At 67.6% G+C, this 16,964-nt stretch carries 15 protein-coding genes and 1 pseudogene; 9 read left to right on the top strand and 7 right to left on the bottom strand.

Features of this window, described 5'->3' with window-relative positions; all coding sequences use genetic code 11:
* The first annotated feature begins 47 nt into the window (after positions 1-47).
* Complete coding sequence (locus tag IPG14_RS14265; protein ID WP_343392257.1) at positions 48-701, top strand: phosphoribosyltransferase family protein; 654 nt, start codon at positions 48-50, stop codon at positions 699-701.
* A gap of 103 nt (positions 702-804) precedes the next feature.
* Here the strand turns inward: IPG14_RS14265 and murJ are convergent.
* Positions 805-2,291 (bottom strand): annotated as a pseudogene (murJ, locus tag IPG14_RS14260) (murein biosynthesis integral membrane protein MurJ); the annotation flags it as partial.
* A 156-nt stretch (positions 2,292-2,447) separates the two neighbouring features.
* On the opposite strand from murJ, the gene IPG14_RS14255 reads away from it, so the two are divergent.
* Both IPG14_RS14255 and IPG14_RS14250 read left to right on the top strand, forming a co-directional pair.
* A complete protein-coding gene (locus tag IPG14_RS14255; RefSeq protein ID WP_343392256.1) occupies positions 2,448-2,933 on the top strand; it encodes a GNAT family N-acetyltransferase in 486 nt (161 codons plus the stop codon).
* A gap of 212 nt (positions 2,934-3,145) precedes the next feature.
* Positions 3,146-3,535, top strand: a complete 390-nt coding sequence (locus IPG14_RS14250) for a hypothetical protein (protein WP_343392255.1) — start codon at positions 3,146-3,148, stop codon at positions 3,533-3,535.
* A gap of 126 nt (positions 3,536-3,661) precedes the next feature.
* Here IPG14_RS14250 and IPG14_RS14245 read toward each other — a convergent pair whose 3' ends face one another.
* The 3 genes from IPG14_RS14245 to IPG14_RS14235 form a co-directional block, all read right to left on the bottom strand.
* On the bottom strand, positions 3,662-5,416 hold the full coding sequence (locus tag IPG14_RS14245) for an HD domain-containing phosphohydrolase (protein ID WP_343392254.1): 1,755 nt from the start codon (positions 5,414-5,416) through the stop codon (positions 3,662-3,664).
* 97 nt (positions 5,417-5,513) lie between these two features.
* Complete coding sequence (locus tag IPG14_RS14240; RefSeq protein WP_343392253.1) at positions 5,514-6,689, bottom strand: thiolase family protein; 1,176 nt, start codon at positions 6,687-6,689, stop codon at positions 5,514-5,516.
* Positions 6,690-6,780: 91 nt separating this feature from the next.
* Positions 6,781-7,209 (bottom strand): DUF3237 domain-containing protein, encoded by a 429-nt coding sequence (locus IPG14_RS14235; protein WP_343386210.1) that lies wholly within the window; start codon positions 7,207-7,209, stop codon positions 6,781-6,783.
* Positions 7,210-7,322: 113 nt separating this feature from the next.
* Between IPG14_RS14235 and IPG14_RS14230 the strand changes: the two genes are divergently transcribed.
* The 3 genes from IPG14_RS14230 (at position 7,323) to IPG14_RS14220 (ending at position 10,715) form a co-directional block, all read left to right on the top strand.
* Entirely contained in the window at positions 7,323-7,934 is a 612-nt protein-coding gene (locus IPG14_RS14230; protein ID WP_343392252.1) for a molybdenum cofactor guanylyltransferase, read from the top strand.
* Positions 7,935-7,985: 51 nt separating this feature from the next.
* The gene (locus IPG14_RS14225) at positions 7,986-9,827 is read left to right on the top strand and encodes an ABC transporter ATP-binding protein (protein ID WP_343392251.1); all 1,842 of its coding nucleotides are present in this window, start codon (positions 7,986-7,988) and stop codon (positions 9,825-9,827) included.
* An 87-nt stretch (positions 9,828-9,914) separates the two neighbouring features.
* Positions 9,915-10,715: an alpha/beta hydrolase gene (locus IPG14_RS14220; RefSeq protein WP_343392250.1), complete on the top strand. Its 801-nt coding sequence runs from the start codon at positions 9,915-9,917 to the stop codon at positions 10,713-10,715.
* 78 nt (positions 10,716-10,793) lie between these two features.
* On the opposite strand, the gene IPG14_RS14215 is transcribed toward IPG14_RS14220, so the two are convergent.
* Both IPG14_RS14215 and IPG14_RS14210 read right to left on the bottom strand, forming a co-directional pair.
* Positions 10,794-11,741 (bottom strand): electron transfer flavoprotein subunit alpha/FixB family protein, encoded by a 948-nt coding sequence (locus tag IPG14_RS14215; RefSeq protein WP_343386206.1) that lies wholly within the window; start codon positions 11,739-11,741, stop codon positions 10,794-10,796.
* Positions 11,742-11,753: 12 nt separating this feature from the next.
* Positions 11,754-12,554 (bottom strand): electron transfer flavoprotein subunit beta/FixA family protein, encoded by an 801-nt coding sequence (locus IPG14_RS14210; protein ID WP_343392249.1) that lies wholly within the window; start codon positions 12,552-12,554, stop codon positions 11,754-11,756.
* A gap of 282 nt (positions 12,555-12,836) precedes the next feature.
* Here IPG14_RS14210 and IPG14_RS14205 point away from each other — a divergent pair, with 282 nt between their 5' ends.
* From IPG14_RS14205 to IPG14_RS14195, 3 genes are read left to right on the top strand one after another with little or no spacing between them, the layout of a single operon-like run.
* Complete coding sequence (locus tag IPG14_RS14205) at positions 12,837-13,460, top strand: RNase A-like domain-containing protein (RefSeq protein WP_343392248.1); 624 nt, start codon at positions 12,837-12,839, stop codon at positions 13,458-13,460.
* A complete protein-coding gene (locus tag IPG14_RS14200) occupies positions 13,457-13,783 on the top strand; it encodes a contact-dependent growth inhibition system immunity protein (protein WP_343392247.1) in 327 nt (108 codons plus the stop codon). The genes IPG14_RS14205 and IPG14_RS14200 overlap by 4 nt, the downstream gene beginning before the upstream one ends.
* A gap of 24 nt (positions 13,784-13,807) precedes the next feature.
* Positions 13,808-16,171 carry a CoA transferase gene (locus tag IPG14_RS14195; protein WP_343392246.1) on the top strand — a complete coding sequence of 788 codons (2,364 nt, stop codon included), beginning with the start codon at positions 13,808-13,810 and terminating at the stop codon, positions 16,169-16,171.
* A gap of 36 nt (positions 16,172-16,207) precedes the next feature.
* Here the strand turns inward: IPG14_RS14195 and IPG14_RS14190 are convergent, their stop codons facing one another.
* Positions 16,208-16,936, bottom strand: coding sequence for a hypothetical protein (locus tag IPG14_RS14190; RefSeq protein WP_343392245.1), 729 nt, complete (start codon positions 16,934-16,936; stop codon positions 16,208-16,210).
* Positions 16,937-16,964 lie beyond the last annotated feature (28 nt).

Raw genomic sequence — 16,964 nt, 5'->3', positions numbered from 1 at the left:
GCCGAGCGGCCGTACTCTCGCGGATCCACCGGTGCTACGGTGGGACGATGTCCAACCCGCCATTCGCCGACCGCCGGGATGCGGGCCGCCGGCTCGGCGCCGCTCTTGCCTCCCGAGGGCTCGATCACCCGCTGGTGCTCGGCATCGCGCGTGGCGGTGTGATCATCGCCGCCGAGGTCGCGGCGCTCATCCATGGCGAAGCCGGGGTCACAGTCGCCCGCAAACTCGGCGCGCCCGCGAACCCCGAACTCGGCGTCGGAGCCGTCGCCGCCGATGGCACGGTCTTCCTCGACGAACGCCTCGTCTCCGCGACCGGGGCCAGCCCCGCGTACCTGGAACGCGAGATTGCGGCCCAGGTGGAAGAGGCCCGCAGGCGCCTCAAAGCGTTTGACGGTCTGTACCACCACGTCGCAGCCGGCCGTTCCGTGATCGTCGTCGATGACGGCATCGCCACCGGCGTGACGGCTCGAGCCGCGTGTCGAGCACTTCGCAAAGAAAGTCCCGCCCGCCTGATCCTTGCGGCGCCGTGCGCCCCGCCGTCAGCCGTCGAAGATCTGCGCGATGAGGCGGACGAGGTCGTGGTCCTGGTCGTCGACCCGGACTTCATGGCGACCGGTCAGTACTACCGGGACTTCCGCCCGGTGTCGGATGCCGACGTCCGGGCCGCACTTGCCGCGGCGTTCAAGCGGCAGGCCGGCTGAAGCGGGCACTGACCCTTCGTACGGCCTCGCCGATTTCTTCCACATGCAAGAGATTCGCCAGCCCGGCATAGACGGCTGCTCCAGCGGCCGCGCCGGCAACCGCGACGACGAGGTTCTCGTCCCAGCTTCCCTGTTCCATTGGCGCGAGTCCCACCGCGAGGAAGAGCGCCATCCCCGCGCCGCAGACTGCGACCGTCGCCATCGCCCGCAGGTCGGCTGCGACACTCGCCCCCGTGCGCTGCGCGTAGAGCCGGTAGAGCACCGCCCACTCGAGCCAGGACGCTGCCGAAACCGAGAAAGCGAGCCCTTCGTGCCCGTATCGACCCCAGAGTAGCCCGCTGAGGACCAGGTTCACGACCACCGCCGCGACAGCGAGGGCAACCGGGGTCCGCGTATCGCCGAGGGCATAGAAACCGCGGCTGTGAATCTCGATCCCGGCCTGGGGGACGATGCCCAGGCAGTACCAGCCCAGGGCGGACGCGGTGAAGACCGAGTCGATCCGCGTGAACTCGGCGTGTTCGAGGAGGACGATGGTCGCCGGGTCGCGCAGCATCGCCAGGCCGATGCGGCCGGCACCGTCAGGAACATGATCACCCGGAGCACCCGCGAAACCGTCGTCCGCAGCGCATCCATGTCCTCATCTGCCACGTGCCCGGCCAACACCGGGAAGACCGCGGTCGAAAGCGCCATGCCGAAGAGCGCGAGCGGCAGGCCGGCAAGGAGCCACGCATAGGTGAGCTGGGAGATGGCGCTTGCCCCCACCTTCGAAGCGAAGAACCCGGTGACCACGAAGTTGAACTGGGCGGCCGCGAGCCCGATGACGCGCGGCCCCATCAGCCGCGCGACTTCCCGCACCGCCGGGTCGGCCCGCCCGAAGCCCGGCTGCCACTTCATGCCCTCGCGGACCAGCCCGGGCACCTGGACGGCGAGGTGGAGACCTGCACCCAGGACGACGCCGGCCGCCAGCCCGTTGATGCCCCAGCGGTCGGCGAAGAAGACTGCGCCGAAGATGATCGCCAGGTTGTAGAGCATCGGTGCGAGGGCCGGGAGGAGAAATCGCTGGCGGCCGTTGAGGATGCCCGTGACCATCCCGCTGACGGCGAAGAAGAGCGTCGAAAGCAGCATCAGGCGCGTGAGCTCGACCGCTTTGTCCGTGAGTTCATCGTGACGGCCGATGTCTTCTCCCAGGCCCGGGGCGAGCAGCGGCACCAGCCAGGGCGCGAGGAGGAAGGCGAGGGCGCAGAGCGCCGCCGTTGCCGCGGTGATGAGGTTCAGGACGTGGCTGGCGAGCTTCCAGGCCTCTTCTTCGCCCTCCCGCCGGTAGAGCCGCGCGAAGACCGGGATGAAGGCGCTCCCGAGGGTGGCGCCCGCCAGCACCTGGAAGATGAGGTCAGGGATGCGGAAAGCGATGTTGTAGGCGTCGAGCTCCGGGCTCGTCCCGAACGCCCCGGCGATGACGATCGTGCGGACGATGCCGAGCAGCCGTGAGCCAATGAACCCAAACGCGACGATGGCGGCGGCGATGGCGAGCCCGCCGGACGCGCGCCGGATTGGCGATTCGCCTGCTGCGGCGGGGCCGGGTTCCGCCATGTGGGCATGCTAGCCGGGCGTTCCACTACGGGCGCTGGCCGCAGAGTGGATCTGCTACGCTCGCATCATGGTCGCGCCGAGGAGTGCCCTCATCTCTCCCAACTTGAAAGCCCCCGCTACAGACCGCACGCTGGCGGCCTCTGCTCCGGGCTCCGCGTGACTCCCGAACCCGCCCTCACCCTCGCGTTCGTTGGCCCCGAACAGGCGGAGATCGTGCGCGAGCTGATGCTTGCCGCCTTCGCCGAGTACGAGAGTGTCCTGACCGTCCCGTCGAGCGCGATGTGGGAGACCATCGAGGATGTCGCCGGGCACATTGCTCTCGGGGGAGCCGTGCTGGCACGGCTGGGCAGCGAGACCGTCGGCTCAGGGCGATTCGAGCTACGGGACGACCACGTGTACATCGGCCGCCTCTCCGTGTTGCCGCCGCACCGGGGCCGCGGGGTTGCCGCCGCGATGATGCTGGCGATGGAACAGCGCGCCGCAGCTGCCGGTTTCCGGGAGGCCCGCATCGGCGTCCGGACGCTCCTGCCGCGAAACATCGCCCTTTATGAACGCCTCGGGTACGTGGTCACCAACCGCTACCAGCACCCGCGCGGCGATGAAATCATCGTCGACATGGCGAAGCCGCTCGCCCCGGAGTAGCCCCGCCGCCGCCGCTCATTTTGTCTTCGCGTTGCCGTTGCCGTTGCCGCCGTTGCCCACCGTTCCCGTTGTTCCCGCTCCCCGGGTCGCCGTTGCCGTTGCTCCCGCCGTTCCCGTTGTTCCCACCGTTCCCGTTGCTCCCGCTCCCCGGGTCGCCGTTGCCGTTGCTCCCGCCGTTCCCCGAGTTGCCGGCGGGGGTGGTAGGGGGCTGGGTGGCAGGGGGTTGGGTGGCCGTCGTCGCGACTGCGGTGGGCGAAGCGGGTGCGGTCGTCTTCGTGGCAGGAGCCGCGGTTGAACTGGGCACAGGCACGTTCACGGTGGGCGCCGCCGTCGTAGCGGTCGGGGCCGGGGTCGGAGTCGAACTCGGTGTCTTCCCTGGCACCGGCGTGCTCGACCGGACCGGTGCCGGAGTTGGCGATGGGCTCCGCGACGCCTCGGTTGCCGATGGCGTTGGCGTTGCGGTGGGATTCGTGGTGGCGCGTGGCGCGGCCGTGCCGCCAGGCGTCACTTCGGATGAGGCTCCCGCATTGTCCGTCGCGGCGTCGGCGATGACGGCCTGCGACAGGGGCGGCAGCCGAAGTGTGGGGTCGGCCGCCGAATAGTCGACCTGGACGTGGCTTCGCAGGTCGGCCGATGTGCCGCGGAAAGCCTGGTCCGTGGCGCCGCCGAAGTAGGCGCCGCCCAGCGTCGTCGCGATGGTGGCGCCGATAGCGGTGACGGCGGACGTCCTACGCAGCATTCGGCTTGAACCCCTTGATCGCCTGCAAGCTCTCGAGCCAGGCCGTCGTCTGGACGACGGTCGCCGCGCGGCGCTCTTCCCAGACCCGGACGATGCGCCGGAGGGCTGCCACGACTTCCGGGTCGACGAGGCCCGTCTCCGCGTCGCGCCAGAGAATCCGGATGGCCTCCTGCGGGCTCAGTCCGAGACGGTACGGGCGGTCGGTGGTGAGCGCGTCGTACATATCGGCGACCGCCGTGATACGGGGGAAGACCGAGATCTCCTCGGCGGAGAGGCCGAGCGGGTATCCGCTGCCATCCAGGCGTTCGTGGTGACCGCCAACGATCTCGAGGACCTGGCTCGGGAGCCGCGCACCTTCAAGGATGCGAAGTCCGATCGTCGGGTGTTGTTCGATGAGGCGCCGCTCCTCGGGCGAGAGGGCGCCGGGCTTCAGGAGGATCGTATCCCGCACACCGATCTTGCCGATGTCGTGCAGGAGCCCGCCGACGCGCAGGTGGTGGATGGCTGGCCGTGGCATGCCAAGGTCGGTGCCCAGCTCGGCAGAGAGGTCGCCGACGCGGACCGAGTGGCCGGCGGTGTACGGGTCTCGCGCATCGATGGCCGAGGCGAGCGCCCCGATGGTCGCGACGTGCTGTTCCTCGAGCCGTTCGGCCATGGAATCGAAGCTCGCGCCCAGGAGGCCGATCTCGTCGCCCGTGCGCACGTTGGAGCGCGCGCTGAGGTCGCCCCGGGAAACCGCCAGGGCGGCGGTAACCAGCCGGTTCAGCGGGGACGTGAGGTTCCGCGATACCGCCCAGCCCACGGCAATCACACCGAGGGTGATCGCCCCGAAGATGAGGCTCATGCGCAGGCGGGTGGCCTGTTCCGTATTGGAAACGGAGTCGGCCGGGATTGCGACCGAAAAGGTGCCGATGCGTTCGCCGCGCACGACGAGGTCGTTCGTCAGGAACTGGTATCCCCGGCCAAGCACATCCCCGGAGGCTCCGCTGCCCGGCTGCGACGATTGGTCCGCTGTCCCGCGGAGCTGGCCGTTGGCCTCATTCGCGTCAGCGAGGTCGAACGTCGAGCCCAACGCTTCTCCCGAAGGGGTGAACATCGTCACGTCACTGAAAGCATTCTTCTTCACCGCGAGCAGCAGTGAAGAGAGCGGGCTCGAAACGGCGGCCGCGCCAACAACCCGTCCGGAGGCGTCCCGGATCGGCCCAACAGTGAGCAGTACCGGCCCTTCCGGTGTGTTCGCGAGCTGTGCCCACTTGTCTCCGCGCTCGTCGCTCTTGCCTTCGAGGACGTAGGAGATGGCGGTCCACTCGGCTGGCGCTATGCCGTTGGCGATGGGCGTCAGCTGGCCCGAGGCCTCATCCGTCCGCACTCCGTATACGCGCATTCCCGAGCTGCCGAAGATCTCGACTCGCTCGGCACCGACGTTCGCCGCAGAGGGCAGGACGAGCGCTTCGAGCCGCGACGAGTTGCCGGTCGCGACCGCTTCGGACACACCCTCCGTGAAAGCGACGACGCGGACCAGCTCCAACTGGTCGCGTTCCTGCTTGGCGATCGAATCGGCGGTGTACTGCGAAGCCGAAACGAGTTGCTTTTCGAGCCGGTCCTGCAACGAGGATGTCACGAGTTCAGTCACGTTCTTCGTCGCGAAAAGGGCGAACATCGCCGTGAGGATCACGAAGGGCAGCATGATCTTCCACTTGACGCGGCGCAGGCGAAGGAAGGCCACGGAGTGGCGCAGGCTCATATGGAACTTATCGGCTTGCCGGGGCCCCGGGCTCAGTAGGAATTCCGAATTGAATTCGGGGAAACCCGAAGAATCGGCCCGTCTACCGCGCCGCCCGCTACGCCCGTTCTAGCAGGATCGCGTCGCCCTGGCCGGTGCCCGAGCAAATGGCGGCGACGGCGTATTGGCCGCCGGTTTCCTTCAACTGGTAGGCGGCCGTCATCACGAGGCGCGCGCCGCTGGCCCCGATCGGGTGTCCCATGGCAACCGAGCCGCCCCATCGGTTCACCCGGTCGGGGTCCCAGTTCAGCTCCTGGCTGCAGATGAGCGGGACGCAGGCGAAGGCCTCGTTCACCTCGATGACCGACACCTCGTCGATCCTCAGCCCGGCTTTCGCCAGCAGCATCTTGATCGCGTGGGCTGAGGCCACCGGGAAATCGCCGGGGCGTGTCGCTGCTTCGGCCCAGCCGGCCACCCGCGCGAGTGGCTTCGTGCCGAGTCGTGCCGCGCGCGCTTGGCTGGCAAGGGCGAGGACTGCGGCACCGTCGTTGACTCCCGGTGCGTTCCCGGCGGTGATCGCCTGGGTGCCCCAGACCGGGTTGATGCGTCCCAGCCGCTCGACAGTCGAGTTGGGCCGCGGGCTCTCGTCTTTCGCGAGGGCGATGTGGTTGGGGTCGCGCTTGTTTGGGACTGCGGTGATCTCCTGGACGAAGTGCCCGGCATCGAAGGCGGCGCCCCAGCGCTTCTGGCTGCGTACGCTCCACTCGTCCATGGCGAGGCGGGAGACTTCTCGGTTGGCCGACATGTCGTCGGCCTGGGTCGCCATATGGACGTCGTCGAATGCGCACCAGAGGCCGTCGTAGACCATGCCGTCGATCAACGTCTTGTTGCCCATCCGGGCGCCCCAGCGGGTGTGCGTGTCGTAGTAGGGGACGTTGCTCATCGATTCCATGCCGCCCGCGAGGACGAGCTCGTTCTCGCCCAGGCGGATCTGCTGCGAAGCCATCACGACGGCGCGCATCCCGCTTCCGCAGACCTTGTTGACGAGGGTGCTCGGCGTGGTATCCGCCAGGCCGCCCTCGATCAGCGCCTGGCGGCTGGGCAGTTGGCCGGCCCCGGCCTGCAGGACCTGGCCAAGGATCACATTCTCGATTTCACCGCCGTCGAAGGCGTTCCGGTCCACCAGCGTGCGAATGAGCAGCGCGCCGAGGTCGGCGGCGGAATGTTCCTTCAGCGCGCCGCCGAACTTCCCCCACGGGGTTCGCGTCGCATCGACGATGTAGACACCTTCCATCGCAAACGAGCGTACACCAACGGCGCCGGTTAGCAGAAAACGGCGGGCGTCCACGGCGGGTTGGCTGGACTGCGCAGCGGCAGCGGGAGACCTACAGCTGGACGCCGAAGACTTCGTAGGTGACCACCCCACCCTTGCTCTTCCCGGAGGTGATGGCCTGCACGTGGTTGAGCCAGGCGTAGCGTTCGTCGCCTGTCTCGAAGAGGGGCGCGGTCGCGAGATTGAGGGAACCGTCGTCCTGGCGGAGGCCAACGCCCTCGTACCGCATGAAGATGTCCGCTCCGTCGTGGGTATGCAGGAGGACGCGCACGTCGAGCTTGATGCTTCCGTCGGCACGGACGGTCACCCAGTCGCCGCCGGAATCGTCAAGAGTGCCGCGTAGCTTCGGCCCTTCGAATGTGCCGCCGGTGACGATCGCGATGGCGCGGGTGCCCTGCGGCCCATTGGCGATCACCGGTGTGTTCGCCCGGAGGTTGGCGGTCATGGTCATCAGGTATTCGAGGGTGGGCGCCTGGGCCATCGGTGGGCCCTCCTGGGTTGGAGTGCGCCGAATCTACGCCTTGCCGGCGGGCGGCGCGAGTCGGGCGCGCGGGCCGGTCGACCGGTAGACTCGATCCCCATGGAGCCGCACTGGTGATAGGCGTGATCCTCGCCGGAGGGAAGAGCAGCCGTTTCGGATCAGACAAGGCGTCGGCCATTCTCGCCGGCCAGCCACTGCTCCAGTGGGTGATCGACGCAGTCCAGCAGGTTTGCGTTGAGGTGCTCATCATCGCTGCCCGTGGCCAGTCGTTGCCCGCGGTGTCGTGCGATGTCCCACTACGAGTCGTCCGGGATCGCTACCTCGAGTCCGGGCCTCTCGCGGGGATGGTCACCGCCTTCGAAGCGGCTCCCGAAGCCCTCTGCCTCGTTGTCTCCTGCGATGCCCCGCTCATCGAACCACGTCTCCTTCGTTATCTCGGCGAGGTCGCGGAGGGCGCCATGGCTGTCTGCCCTGAGGCCGGTGGCCGCGCGCAGCCACTTGTCGCCGTCTACCGCGCGGCCGACTGTCTCCCCGCGTTCCGTGAGGCCGTCGAGGGAGGCGAGCGAAGAGTGCTCCGCGCGATGTCGAGCCTGGGGACGGTGAAGCTGCTGCCCGAAGACGAGGTGCGCCGTTTCGACCCCGGGCTGCGCAGTTTCTCCGGTGTGAACACGCCCGAGGAGCTTGCCCGAGCGGCGTCGCTACTCGAAGAGCGGGCCCCGGGCTAACCTCCTGGACAGGCTCCCGGCTAACCTTCCGGTCAGGCGACCGGAGTCGCGGTGGGCGCTAGGCTGGCGACGATGATGCGGTTGGACGAACGAGCCGCCCGGCAGAAACGCCTCGAAGCCCGCCCGATGCGGCCCGCCTGGCCGACACTGAAGCGGGCGCTTGGCCTGCACCGGGCGCACGGTAAGGCAGTCGCGGCGCTCATCGCGGTCATCATCTTCGCCGCCCTCGTCGGGCTCGGGCCGTCGATCATCATCCAGCGCATCATCGATGATGCTCTCGCAGACTCCGACGGCAGTGAGCTCAACTTCCTCATCTTCTTGATGCTGATCTTTGTGGGCTTCAACTCCCTTGCAGGCGTCGCCCAGTCCTACCTCAGCCAGAGCATCGGCCAGAGCGTGATGTTCGACCTGCGCCGGGGGCTCTACCGGCATCTCACCGGGATGTCGTTGCGCTGGTTCACTTCCATGCGCACCGGCGAGGTGCTCTCTCGCGTGAACAACGATGTCGGCGCGATCCAGAACGTCGTCAGCGACACGCTCTCCGGAGTCGTTGGCAACGTCATCACGGCAGCGACGACGCTGGCGCTGATGCTCGCGCTCGATTGGAAGCTGACGCTCTTCTCCTGTGCATTCCTACCCCTCTTCGTTTACCCGGCCAGGCGAGTAGGACAGATGCAGCGAGTGCTGGTGACCGATTCGCAGGAAGAGCTGGCGACGATGACTTCCCAGATGCAGGAGACGCTTTCGGTGAGCGGCGCCTTGCTGGTGAAAACGTTCGGGCGCCAGGAAGCCGAAATCGACCGCTTCGAGGCCAGCGCCCGCCGCATCCGGAGCCTCAACATCCGCCGGGCGATGGTTGGACGCGGCTTCTTCATGGCGATGGGGATGTTCAGCGCCCTCGCCCCCGCGGTCGTCTACTGGTATGGCGGCCACGCGATCATCGGTGGCGACTCGTCGCTGGGCACCGTCGTCGCTTTTGGCGGCCTGCTCACCCGCCTGTTCCAGCCCGTCTCTCAGTTGCTCAACGTCAACGTGACCGTGCTGAGTTCGCTCGCGTTATTCGAGCGCATCTTCGACTACCTGGACCTGGAACAGGAGATCGCCGACCGGCCCGGTGCTCACCCGCTGGAACATCCAAAAGGCGACTTGCGCTTCGAGGGTGTGAGCTTCAGCTACATCAAGGACAGGCCGACACTGCAGGACATCACCTTCGAGGTGCCACCCGGGCAGTTCGCCGCGCTCGTGGGACACTCCGGCGCCGGGAAGACAACGGTCGCGTACCTCGTCCCGCGCCTGTATGACGTGCACTCCGGCCGGATCACGATCGACGGGCATGACATCCGCGATGTCACCCTGGAGTCGCTCGGGGCGTGCATCGGCATGGTGAACCAGGAGCCGTACCTCTTCCACGAATCGATCCGCGAGAACCTGCGCTACGGCCGGCCTGATGCAACAGACGCGGAGATCGAGCAGGCGGCCCGTGCCGCCAATATCCACGACCTGATCGCGAAGCTGCCCTTCGGTTACGGCACGGTTGTCGGCGAGCGCGGCTATCGTCTCTCCGGTGGCGAGAAACAGCGGGTGGCGATCGCCCGCGCGCTCCTGAAGGACCCGGCCATCCTCATCCTGGATGAGGCGACTTCGAGCGTGGACAGCGAGACTGAGCGCGCAATTCAGGAGGCGCTCGAACACCTGACAAAGGGCCGGACCGTCCTGGCAATCGCCCATCGACTCTCGACTATCGTCGCGGCAGACCTGATCGTGGTGCTCGAAGACGGGCGCATCGCCGAGAAGGGCAAGCACGCCGAGTTACTCGCGCACGACGGGGTGTATGCGCGCCTCTACCGTCAGCAGTTCCGCGAGACGGATGTCGCTGCTGTGGGCGGCGCCTGAGTCCCCGTGAGGTGCCTCCTCCTGCGTGCCCCCGGGGCTGCCGCCCGTCGCGTAGACTTCGCCCACTACTCTCGGGGGGCATCGAACATGACAGCTATCGTCCAGGACCGCGTGACGACACGGGAAGGGGTAGTCTTCGGCACCGGCGGCGGCCGCGAATTGCGCTGCGATATCTACGAACCGCCTGCCGCGGTCAAGAACGGCATCGGCATCCTGCTCATCCACGGTGGGGGCTGGTCACAGGGCGATCGTTCGCAATTGAAGGGCTACGGCGTGCTGCTCGGGCGGCGCGGTTACACCTGCATCGCGAGCGAGTACCGCCTCACCGGCGAAGCTCTCTGGCCAGCGCAGATCGAGGATGTGAAGTGCGCCATCCGGTACGTCCGCGCGAACGCGGCGGAATTCGGCATCGACCCGGACCGGCTCGTCGTCTCCGGGAACTCCGCCGGCGGACACCTGTCATTGATGGCAGGCGGCGCCGGTGGCGTCGACGGCTTCGAAGGGAGCGGCGGCCACGCGGACACGAGCTCCAATGTTGCCGCGGTTATCTCGTTCTATCCTCCTACCGGGCTCGAGCGCCGCTCCTGGGGTGGGCTGCCGGCCCTCTTCGGAAAAGGAGCCCCGGAGGCGACGCTGCGCGGCGCCAGCCCGCTCACCTATGCCACCAGCTCGTTCCCGCCGACGCTCCTCATCCACGGAAACAAAGACGAAGTAGTGCCTGAGGCCGAGGCCACGCGCATGTACGAGGCACTGAACGCCGCTGGCGTCCCGGTCGAGCTGCACATGTTCGCCGGGCAGCCCCATGGCTTCGATGCGGACCCGAAACTGGGCCGCCAGTGCGCGGAGATCATGCTCTCGTTCATGGACCGGTTCGTGCTGGGTCGGTAGGGCCGCATCCTCGGGCCAAAGAAGAAGGCCGGGCGAATTGCCCGGCCTTCTGTTTGGTGCCTGAGACCGACGAAACCGCTACGCCAGCTTCTTGATCTCTTCGATCAGGGCCGGGACGATTTTCTTGTAGTCCTCGATGATGGCGAACTTGCTCACCTTCACCATGTTGGCATCGGCGTCCTTGTTGATGGCGACGATGTTCTTCGAACCGGCCATGCCCGCCATGTGCTGGCTGGCGCCGGAGATTGCGACGGCGATGTAGAGGTTCGGCGACACGGTCTTGCCGGTCAGGCCGACCTGCTGAGACGGGGGATACCAGCCCAGGTCGCAGGCGGCGCGGCTGGCGCCGGTGGCGCCCTTCAGCAGGTCCGCGAGTGCTTCGAGCTGCTTGAAGGCGTCTGCGTCGCCAAGACCCCGGCCGCCAGAAACGACGACAGGAGCATCTTCGATGCGGATGCCGGTGGTTTCGGCCTTGCTCGTGCCGGTGACTCTTACGCGCGGCGTGCCCGCCGCATCGATGCTGCTGACGCTACCGCTGCCTGCGGCGCCTTCCGGGGCATCGAACGACTTGGCCTTCACCGTGGCGATGGCCGGCGAGTTCCGGAAACCGACTTCGGCGCGGGCGTTGCCGCCGTAGGCCGAGCGCGTAGCGCGGAGCTTGCCACCATCGAGCTTCAGTTCCACGCAGTCCATGGCGACGGCGGTGCCGAGCTTGAAGGCGAGCGCCGGGCCGAGGTCGCGGCCGAGGCTGGTCTGGCCCAGGAGGACGACATCCGCACCCGTCTGGGCCAGGGCGGCCTGGACAGCCGGCACGTATGCGTCGGCGGTGCCATCGGCGAGGGCGCTGTTCGTCGCGGCTATGGCGTTATCGGCGCCCGCCGAGATGAGCTGCTGGGCGAGCGCTTCGTTGCCGGCGACAAGTGCGGTGACGGTGCCACCGAGCTTCTTCGCCGCGCCGATGAGTTCGCCCGAAATCGGCGCGAGGGCGCCATCAACTGCTTCTGCGATTACGAGAATTCCAGCCATTGCGTGCCTCCCTTAGATCAGCTTCGCGGCGCGGAGTTTCTGCGCCAGGTTGCGAGCTTTCTCTTCGGGCGAATCGCCCTCGATGATCTCGACGTTGCTTTCCACTTTCGGCACGTAGAGCGCCTCCAGGGTGAGGTCCCGGTTCGCGGCGCCGAGCTGGTCGCCGATCCCGAGGTCGCCGGCGCCCCAGATCTGCACCGTCTTCTTGGCGGCGAGCATGATCTGGCGCAACTGCGGGTAGCGGGGTTCGCCGAACTCGTTCGAAATCGAGACGACGGCGGGAGTGTTCACTTCGACAGTCTGGAAGCCGTCATCGAGGACGCGTTCCACCTTGATGCCGCTGCCGCCCTTTTCGATCGCTTTCGCCAGCGTGACGACCGGGATGTCGAGGATGCTGCCGACACCGGTCGGAACCACGCCCATGTCCCAGTCCGCTGCAGCGCGGCCCATGAGGATGAGGTCAGCTCCGCCGAGCTTCTGGACCGCGGCGGCGAGTGCCTTCGCGGTCTGGAAGTTATCGATGCCTTCGAATTCGGCGCCGGTGATGAGGACGCCTTCATCGGCGCCCATAGCGAGCGCATGCTTGATGGCGTCGCGGGCTGTTTCGGGCCCGAGGGAGATGACGGTGACTTTCCCGCCGCCATCGGCTTCGTTCAGGCGCAGGGCGGCTTCCGTGGCCTGGGGGTCGTAAGGGTTCACCACGGGGGCGATGCCCTGGGCCGGGATTACCTTCTTGGCGGCTTCATCCACTTTGAACGAAGCGGACGGGGTCTCCGGGTCGGGGATTTGCTTCACACAAACAATGATGTTCACGCGGCTATTCGGCCTCCTGCGCGTAACCCGGACTTTGAGTCTGGAGAGAGTCCGGGGAAGTTCCGTGGGTCGGTGGGGTTAACCCGCAGCAGACTACCACAAATGAAGGGTCTGTGAAATCTCTCACACGATACCTGTCGCGGCCCTTCGGGATCGTTGTGCTGTCCGGAAGGACAAAACCTTCCGATCGGTAAACACCCATGAACCTTGCCGCCGCCGCTTGTTGGTCACCCCCGGCCGGACGGTTGCGCGAGTCGGGCCTCCGGGGCAACCATCAGTCCCATGTTCCCGCGCCGTTCCTGGGTCCTCCTTGCGGTCGCTGTCGGCCTGCTCGTGGCCGGACTGGTCCTGCAGCAGTTCGCCGGAGACGGGGGCGCCTCCCCGCCCGATGTGCCCGATTCGGAGCTGACGCCTGCCGCGACTGCCGGGAGCTTCGGTCTTCCGGGGCCTTCGCCCACCGCTGGCGCCGGTACAGCCACGGCCCCCTCCGCCGTGACGCCGCCGACCCCCACTGCCGCGACAACGGCCCAATCCCGCGACCTCTCGATCGATGAGGCCCGGGGCGGACACACACTCGCGCGGCATGTCGGCAAGAGCGATGCCGAGTTGCTCGCCCGGCTGAAGGCGGAGCCGGACATCTCCGCGGCGTCGACCTATACCGATCGTGCAACTGCCGAACGCGTGGTGGCGCAGGTCATCACGAAGAAACGGGCCGAGATCGAGAAATGGGAAGCGCGCGACGGGAGCCGGCCCAACCTCGCCCTGCGCCTCGCCCTCGGCGTCGTAATCGGCCGCTCGATCGAACAGGGCGAAACGAGAGCGGTAGAGGTCAGGGACGCGGTCGTCGTCCTCCGCTGGACGGGGACCGGCTGGTACGTCCTCACCAGTTACCCGGAGGAGCGATGACCGGGAGCGACGATAGCAGCGTGAGTGAGCCGCCTCCGCTCGATGCCATGGCCGTGCTCCTCGACGGGTACTTCCACGAGGACTTCCGGGCCGAACACGGCGGGCACGAGGCCGCTGCCAGGGCGTTTGTCCAGGAGGCAAGCGCCGCGGAACGGGAAGCCGCGAAGCTGGCGCTGGAAGCGTTCCTTTCCTGGGCCGCGGGGGTCTCGCGCGACGTCTGGCAGCGCGCCCTGCGTCGCGCCGGCGGAAGTTGGCGGCCACGTTCGCTCGGACCGCTGAGGGAAGTGTTCGAAACACTCGCGAGAGATCCTGATCATTCTTGAACTTGGCCCGCTAAACTGCGGCGCATGTTGAGCCCCTACCGCGTCCTGGACCTCACCGATAGCCATGCCCAGCTCGGGCCGATGATCCTCGCCGATCTCGGCGCGGAAGTGATCCGCATCGAACCACGGGGTAGCGACCGCCACAGTGGGCTCTACCACGTCTACAACCGCGGGAAGAAGCTCACCCAGTGCGACATCGACACCCCGGAGGGCAAGGCTCAGCTACTCGAGCTCGTGAAAAGCGCGGACTTCCTGTTCGAGGATGCCGGTCCGGGGGCCATGGCTGCCAGGGGCCTTGGCTACGCCGACCTCATTCAGGCGAACCCAACCCTCGTGTACGTGGGCATCTCGCCGTTCGGCCAGGATGGGCCCTACGCGAACCATGCGAACACCGACCTCACACTGGCGGCGATGGGCGGAATGGCGGCGCTGAACGGTGAGGGTGACCGTCCGCCCGTCCGCGTGACGGTGCCGCAATGCTGGCACCACGGCGCAGCCGAGTCCGCCGCTGCCGCGCTCGTCGCCCATCACCGGCGCCTCCAGACGGGCGAACCGCAATTCGTGGATGTCTCGGTACAGGCGGCTGTGACGTGGACAGCCATCCAGGCGATGACTTCCTACGGCGTCCAGGGCAAGAACATGGAGCGAGCCGGCACGCTTCTCCAACTCGGGGTGCTGACGATGCCGCTGGTCTACCCGGCGCGCGATGGCGAGGTCGTGTTCGCGGCCTTCGGCGGCGCGGTCGCCAGCATCATCAACTGGATGATCGCCGACGGGACCGTTCCCGGATCCTGGATCGACGACGACAACTGGGCGCAGTACGACATCATGGTGCTGACCGGCGCGCCGGTGAAGCACCCGATGGAAGAGCTCCTGGCGAAGGCTGCGGAGTTCTTCGCCAAGTACCCGAAGCAGGAGCTCTTCAACCGCGGGCTGCGAGACGGGGTAACCATCGCCCCCGTTGCGACGCTGGAAGACGTACTCGGGTTTGATCACCTCGAAGCGCGGAACTACTGGTACGACTACGAACTGCCGGGTGGCCGGAAAGTGCGCATTCCGGGGGTGTTCGCCCGGCCCGGGCGCACTCCCCTGCATGCTCCCGGCCCCGCCCCGATGGATGCTGACCCCGCTCCAGCCGCGCGGCCGGCCGTCGGCCCGTTGCCCGGGGCGAAGCCGGGGCGGCTCCCGTTCGAAGGATTGAAGGTCGCTGACTTTTCGTGGATCGGTGTGGGCCCGATCTCGGCGAAGTACTTCGCGGACCACGGCGCGACGGTGGTGCGGGTAGAGACCACAAATCCGCCTGACCGCCTGCGCAACGCAGGCCCTTTCAAGGACGGAGTGGCGGGAGTGAACCGGTCGCAGTTCTTCGGGATGGCGAACTCTTCGAAGAAGGGCGTTGTGCTGGACCTGAAGAGCGCGGCCGGAAAGAAGGTCGCGAAACAGCTCCTGGCGTGGTGCGATGTCGCATTCGAGTCGTTCACACCCGGGACCATGGCCGACCTCGGCCTCGGCTACGACGTCGCGAAAGCGCTGAACCCGGAGATCATCATGGTGAGCACCTGCCTGATGGGCCAGACGGGTCCGGCGCGGAGCCTCGCCGGTTTCGGTTACCACGCGGCCGCCATCGCCGGTTTCTACGAGATCACCGGCTGGCCGGACAGGTCACCTGCCGGGCCGTTCACGGCCTACACCGACGTCATCGCCCCGCACTTCCTCGTGGCGACCGTCGCCGCTGCTCTCGACCACCATCGGCGGACAGGAGAGGGCCAGTACATCGAGCAATCGCAAATGGAGGCTGCCCTCCACTTCCTCGCGCCGGAACTCGTCGAGTACCAGCTTTCGGGCGCCATCCCCCGGCGCGCCGGCAACGACGACCCTACGATGTGCCCGCATGCGATCTTCCCCTCCGCCGGGGAGGATCAGTGGATTGCCATCGCCTGCGAGACCGATGCGCAGTGGGCGGCCCTGGCGCGCGAGATGGCGTCGGCGGCGCCTGCAGGCGCCGACCTCGCGACGTTTGCGGGCAGGCAACGGCGGAAGGACGAGATCCATGCGGCTGTTGCGGCGTGGTCCGCGGCCCAGGATCGCTACCAACTCATGGCCCGCTTGCAGTCCGCTGGCGTGCCGGCAGGACCGGTCCAGCGGTCGAGCGACCTGCTGGCCGACCCGCAACTCGCCCACCGCAGGTACTTCCGCATGCTCGAACACCCGGAGATGGGGATGGTCCCTTACGAAGGCCACCAGTTCCGCATCGCCGGGTACGACAACGGCCCGCGGTTCGCGGCTCCCTGCCTCGGCGAGCACACCTGGGAGGTGCTCACCGAACTCCTGGGGATCGAAGAGGGCGAGGCGGGAGAGTTACTCGCCGCCGGCGGCGTGGGGCTGTAGTCGCGACCAGGGTCCGGCATCCGGCGGTGCGACGAATTACGGCGCCGGGGTGACGAACGTCCCGGGTTCGGCGTCGATCTCGGGGTCGAGCCGGGCGATCTCGCTGGCAGCGAGCAGGTATGCGCTGGCCAGTGCGTCGAAGGTCGCCGGGCCGTCACCGGCCAGGTAGGCGGCGTCCATCGCTTTCGCGCAGGCCTCTGCCCACGGCGTGGCAGCGCCCTGGCGGGAAACGACGCCGGTGGCACAGAGGACGCGGACCTCGGCCTGGCGTGCCTGGATAGCACCGGTGCTGCCGTTCGGTTCGCCTTCGATCCAGAGCGCCACACTGGCCTGCGCGCCCAGGAGATGGAGTGCGAACTGCTGCATCTCGGTTACGGTGGCGTCGCCGCTGCAGGCGATGGCGCCGAGGCGGGGATTCGCCGCGCGGTCAGTCCCGGCGACAGTCGAGACCGCCTTGCAGGCCTCGGCCCAGCCGGCACGTGTCCCGGTCGCGCTGACGAACTGCAGGACGGCTTTCCAGACGGTAGTGCTGTAGGGATCGGTGGGCGCTTCGGCCGGGAACCACGTCGCGTAGTCGGTTTCAGGCAGGACCGCCGGCGCGGGGGTGCCGATCGCCTTCACGTATTCGGGCGGCGCCTGCGGTGGTTGCACGATTGCCCCGACGATCGGCAGGCCGCCCACCGCCCCGGCGAGGTCGGCGTTGTAGCAACGCGCCGTCCCGAGGAAGGCCACCAGTACGAGCGCCCAGAGGCCTTTGCTAATCACACCGTGATCATCGGCAGGAAACACCAAC

This window comes from Candidatus Amarobacter glycogenicus, from assembly GCF_016704105.1.
Lineage (GTDB): Bacteria > Chloroflexota > Dehalococcoidia > Tepidiformales > Tepidiformaceae > Amarobacter > Amarobacter glycogenicus.
Note: the sequence above shows the minus strand (reverse complement) of the source record. Positions and strands in the feature narration are given on the sequence as shown.

What these genes read in the sequence shown, in the direction of transcription:
- IPG14_RS14265 (WP_343392257.1), top strand. Translation starts at nt 48, where the DNA reads ATGTCCAACCCGCCATTCGCCGACCGCCGGGATGCGGGCCGCCGGCTC.
- IPG14_RS14205 (WP_343392248.1), top strand. Translation starts at nt 12,837, where the DNA reads ATGTTCCCGCGCCGTTCCTGGGTCCTCCTTGCGGTCGCTGTCGGCCTG.
- IPG14_RS14220 (WP_343392250.1), top strand. Translation starts at nt 9,915, where the DNA reads ATGACAGCTATCGTCCAGGACCGCGTGACGACACGGGAAGGGGTAGTC.
- IPG14_RS14245 (WP_343392254.1), bottom strand. Translation starts at nt 5,416, where the DNA reads ATGAGCCTGCGCCACTCCGTGGCCTTCCTTCGCCTGCGCCGCGTCAAG.
- IPG14_RS14215 (WP_343386206.1), bottom strand. Translation starts at nt 11,741, where the DNA reads ATGGCTGGAATTCTCGTAATCGCAGAAGCAGTTGATGGCGCCCTCGCG.
- IPG14_RS14235 (WP_343386210.1), bottom strand. Translation starts at nt 7,209, where the DNA reads ATGGCCCAGGCGCCCACCCTCGAATACCTGATGACCATGACCGCCAAC.
- IPG14_RS14195 (WP_343392246.1), top strand. Translation starts at nt 13,808, where the DNA reads ATGTTGAGCCCCTACCGCGTCCTGGACCTCACCGATAGCCATGCCCAG.
- IPG14_RS14240 (WP_343392253.1), bottom strand. Translation starts at nt 6,689, where the DNA reads ATGGAAGGTGTCTACATCGTCGATGCGACGCGAACCCCGTGGGGGAAG.
- IPG14_RS14200 (WP_343392247.1), top strand. Translation starts at nt 13,457, where the DNA reads ATGACCGGGAGCGACGATAGCAGCGTGAGTGAGCCGCCTCCGCTCGAT.